Raw genomic sequence first — 3,397 nt, forward strand, 5'->3', positions numbered from 1 at the left:
GTCATGAGTGGACGGGCGGGACGCCCATCCCACAATAACAATTAAAATTGTAAGTTATTTAATTCGCGATCCTTAGTAATAAATCATTAGTGATGAGATAGTGTTTGGTAGGGGCAATCCCCGCGTGGTAAGCCGATGCGATGGGGATTTCGCTTGTCATTTTTTTATAAAAATGCTGTAGTAGTTGGGGGCGTAAAACCCAAACAATTTTGCAAGAAAGCCTAACTGAAGATTGGGCATTTCTTTTTCAATTTTCTTGAGTAAATCCGACTTTTTGCGTCCCTGAATGTAGTAATTAGTCAGAGAATATAAGGAAAAGGGAAGAATATCTAGTTTGGCAGTCTTGCTTGTTTATTTGCTAAGCTAGAGGTGGCGCTCTGTCATCAATAAACTTTAGATTTATGCACAGGTTATTAACTGGGAAACTGCGAGTAGAGCATTTAACAATACCAATCGCCAATCTTCCAGCAAATCTATCCGGTACTAAAATTGTACAGCTTACGGACTTTCACTATGACGGGGTGCGGCTGTCGGAATGGTTGCTAGAAGAGGCGATTGCTGCGGCAAATGAAGCTGAACCAGACCTAATTTTTTTAACCGGTGACTTTATTAGCTACGACCCCGCACCTATTTACGGCTTAGTGCAGCGATTGAAAAACTTGCAAAGTCGGGTAGGAATTTACGCGGTTTTGGGCAATCACGACCACTATTGGCCAAGGGCAAAAACCGAGGTTACTAATGCTTTAAATAGCGTCGGAATTCGGGTTTTGTACAACGAAGCAATCTATCCTTTGGGGTCTGAATTGGCTTTAGTTGGGTTAGCAGATTTTTGGTCGGGCGATTTTGCGCCTAAACCTGTAATGGCATCCATAAATCCCGCAATTCCTCGGATTGTCTTGTCTCACAATCCTGATACTGCTGAAAATCTGCAAAATTGGCGGATTGATTTGCAGTTTTCTGGGCACACTCACGGCGGTCAAATCGTTATTCCTGGTATCGGCCCTTTGTACGCTTGGGTCAGAAAAATTGGCTATTTTATTCCTAAACGAATCCGAAAGTTCATTCCTTTTCTGTCGGCTTGCGATCGAGTAGTTACTCACTGGGAATGGGCTAGCGGTTTGCATCGGGTTGGGAGTAATTTGCTGTACGTGAATCGCGGTTTGGGAACTTATGCGCCGGGAAGACTATTTTGTCCCCCGGAGGTGACAGTAATTACTTTGGTTTGTCAAGATACGTAAAGGCTGGTTTAGGGTGCACACTTTCCCGATAATAGATAATATAGCCCCAGGAAAAAGGAAGTTCGGCAACGGATTATGTAACGGATGTAACGGATGTAACGGATGTAACGGATGTAATGGATGTCAGTCCGAGGGAAGAGGGAAGAGGGAAGAAGTAAAAATGATTTTTGTACAATTTCTATGATTTTTAATTGGCTTCTCCAAAGCGATAGCCTCTGCCATAGACTGTGTGAATTAGGACAGATTCGCCCGGGGCTTCTATTTTGCGGCGCAGGAGGCGAATTTGAGCGGCTAATACATTGCTGCTGGGTTTTTCTGTTTCACTCCACAAATACTGGTGGATTTGTTCGTGTGTTAGCAATTGACCGGTATGGCGCATTAAGTATTCTAATAACTGACATTCTTTTTCTGATAAGTCAATTGTACGATCGCCCCGATAAGCTAATTGATTGTCGTAGTCTAGCTGTAAATCTGCAACTTGCAGCCGCCCGACAGCAACCTCGGCATCAAAAGTAGGAGGCCGCCGCAGCAAGGCGCGGACTCTGGCTAGCAATTCTCGCAGTTCAAAAGGTTTGACTAAATAGTCGTCTGCACCGGCGTCGAGTCCTTGTACGCGATCGTCTACGGTATCTTTGGCGGTGAGAAATAGCACTGGCGTATTCCGTCCTTGCGATCGCAATTTCTGGCAAATTGCTAGTCCGGTTTGTCTCGGTAGCATCCAATCCAAAATTAGCAAATCGTAATTGCCCTGCATGGCTAAATTGATGCCACTTGCTCCGTCAAATGCCACATCTACTGTATAACCTTCGCGCGTTAAAACTCGACTTAAAGGGTCAGTCAACTCAACTTCATCATCAACTAAAAGAATCCGCATCCTGATTTCATATTTGAGACTTGAAATTTGAGATTTGAGTTTAAGTAAACTGATTTTTCCTAGATTTTCATGTGTGGAATACTTTCCGTTTCGCTGTAAGCTGCTGCTACCCATTCCTGGATGGCAGGCAAGGCCAAAATCGCATCCGCATAAGCTTTTGTTACTGAATCTAATTTGACTCCGTAGGTGACAAAACGCATCACAACGGGGGCAAACATAGCGTCAACAATTGTGAATTTTCCGAATAGCATATTGCCACCTGTTCCGAATTTTTGACGGCATTCGCGCCAAATGGCAAAGATGCGATCGATCTCTGCTTCTACACCGGGAGTCCTCCCTTCTCCCGGATAGCGGTTGCGGCAGTCCATCGGCATATTGTCGCGCAAATTTTGGAAACCCGCGTGCATTTCGGCGCAGATGGAACGGGCGATCGCCCGTTGGGCTACATCTGTCGGCCACAAATCATTTGCAAAGCGTTCTGCAACGTATTCGCAAATTGCTAAAGATTCCCACACTTTCAAGTCGCCGTCGATTAAAACTGGCACTTTTCCCGAAGGAGAATAGCGCCGAATTTCCTCATGGGTTGTCGGCCAGTCTAAGGGGATTCTCACCTCGGCAAATTCCAGTCCAGCTTGTTTCATCGCCAGCCAAGCGCGCAGCGACCAAGAGGAATAATTTTTGTTGCCGATTACCAGAGTCAATTTGGTCATAATGTAGCTGTCAGCTATTTCCGATCGTCCGTGCAATTTTAAGTTTTAGAGTTGAATATACAAAGCCGTGAGACACAATGGCGATCGGGCGATCGGCCCGTTTTCTGCACCAGCCTCTGCAAGCATTTTACCAAAAAATTGGGTCTAAAGCCCCGTCCTTCTAGGACGACTTTTTATTCTTGGTCATGATAATATTGTAATGTGGCTAGGGTATTCAACCACATTAAAAACCCAGTCGCCTGAAGGCAACGCACCTTGAAAACTGAAGTTATGGGCTTGAGCGCAGAAAAGCTGGCGCGGGTAAAAACTTCGAGCAACAAGTACGCCTAGAAACCAGTATTTTGGGTTTTGAATTGTACCGTGGGGCACACGGGAACAAGACTCTGCAATGAGTCGGAAGCTTGAGGACAGAACCATCTTGCGGTAAGTACAGGAAGCTGTACTTATTAAGGAATGAGAATTAAATAACTTCCACTCTTGAAAGTGGGATGGGCGTCCCGCCCGTCCAAAACGGACCGGCGGGACGCCCATCCCACAATAACAATTAAAATTGTAAGTTATTTAATTCGCGATCC

The 3,397-nt window shown here is 45.2% G+C and carries 3 protein-coding genes; 1 reads left to right on the plus strand and 2 read right to left on the minus strand.

Annotated elements, in window-relative coordinates:
- Nucleotides 1–401: 401 nt before the first annotated feature.
- Entirely contained in the window at nucleotides 402–1,238 is an 837-nt protein-coding gene (locus QT973_RS26775; RefSeq protein ID WP_333053128.1) for a metallophosphoesterase, read from the plus strand.
- 187 nt (nucleotides 1,239–1,425) lie between these two features.
- On the opposite strand, the gene rppA is transcribed toward QT973_RS26775, so the two are convergent.
- Both rppA and QT973_RS26785 read right to left on the minus strand, forming a co-directional pair.
- Nucleotides 1,426–2,112 carry a two-component system response regulator RppA gene (gene rppA, locus QT973_RS26780; protein ID WP_333053126.1) on the minus strand — a complete coding sequence of 229 codons (687 nt, stop codon included), beginning with the start codon at nucleotides 2,110–2,112 and terminating at the stop codon, nucleotides 1,426–1,428.
- A 59-nt stretch (nucleotides 2,113–2,171) separates the two neighbouring features.
- On the minus strand, nucleotides 2,172–2,822 hold the full coding sequence (locus tag QT973_RS26785) for a glutathione S-transferase family protein (protein WP_333053124.1): 651 nt from the start codon (nucleotides 2,820–2,822) through the stop codon (nucleotides 2,172–2,174).
- Nucleotides 2,823–3,397 lie beyond the last annotated feature (575 nt).

Origin of the sequence: Microcoleus sp. Z1_A1 (assembly GCF_036700305.1) — a bacterium.
Classification (GTDB): Bacteria; Cyanobacteriota; Cyanobacteriia; order Cyanobacteriales; family Microcoleaceae; genus Microcoleus.

What these genes read in the sequence shown, in the direction of transcription:
- QT973_RS26775 (WP_333053128.1), top strand. Translation starts at nt 402, where the DNA reads ATGCACAGGTTATTAACTGGGAAACTGCGAGTAGAGCATTTAACAATA.
- rppA (WP_333053126.1), bottom strand. Translation starts at nt 2,112, where the DNA reads ATGCGGATTCTTTTAGTTGATGATGAAGTTGAGTTGACTGACCCTTTA.
- QT973_RS26785 (WP_333053124.1), bottom strand. Translation starts at nt 2,822, where the DNA reads ATGACCAAATTGACTCTGGTAATCGGCAACAAAAATTATTCCTCTTGG.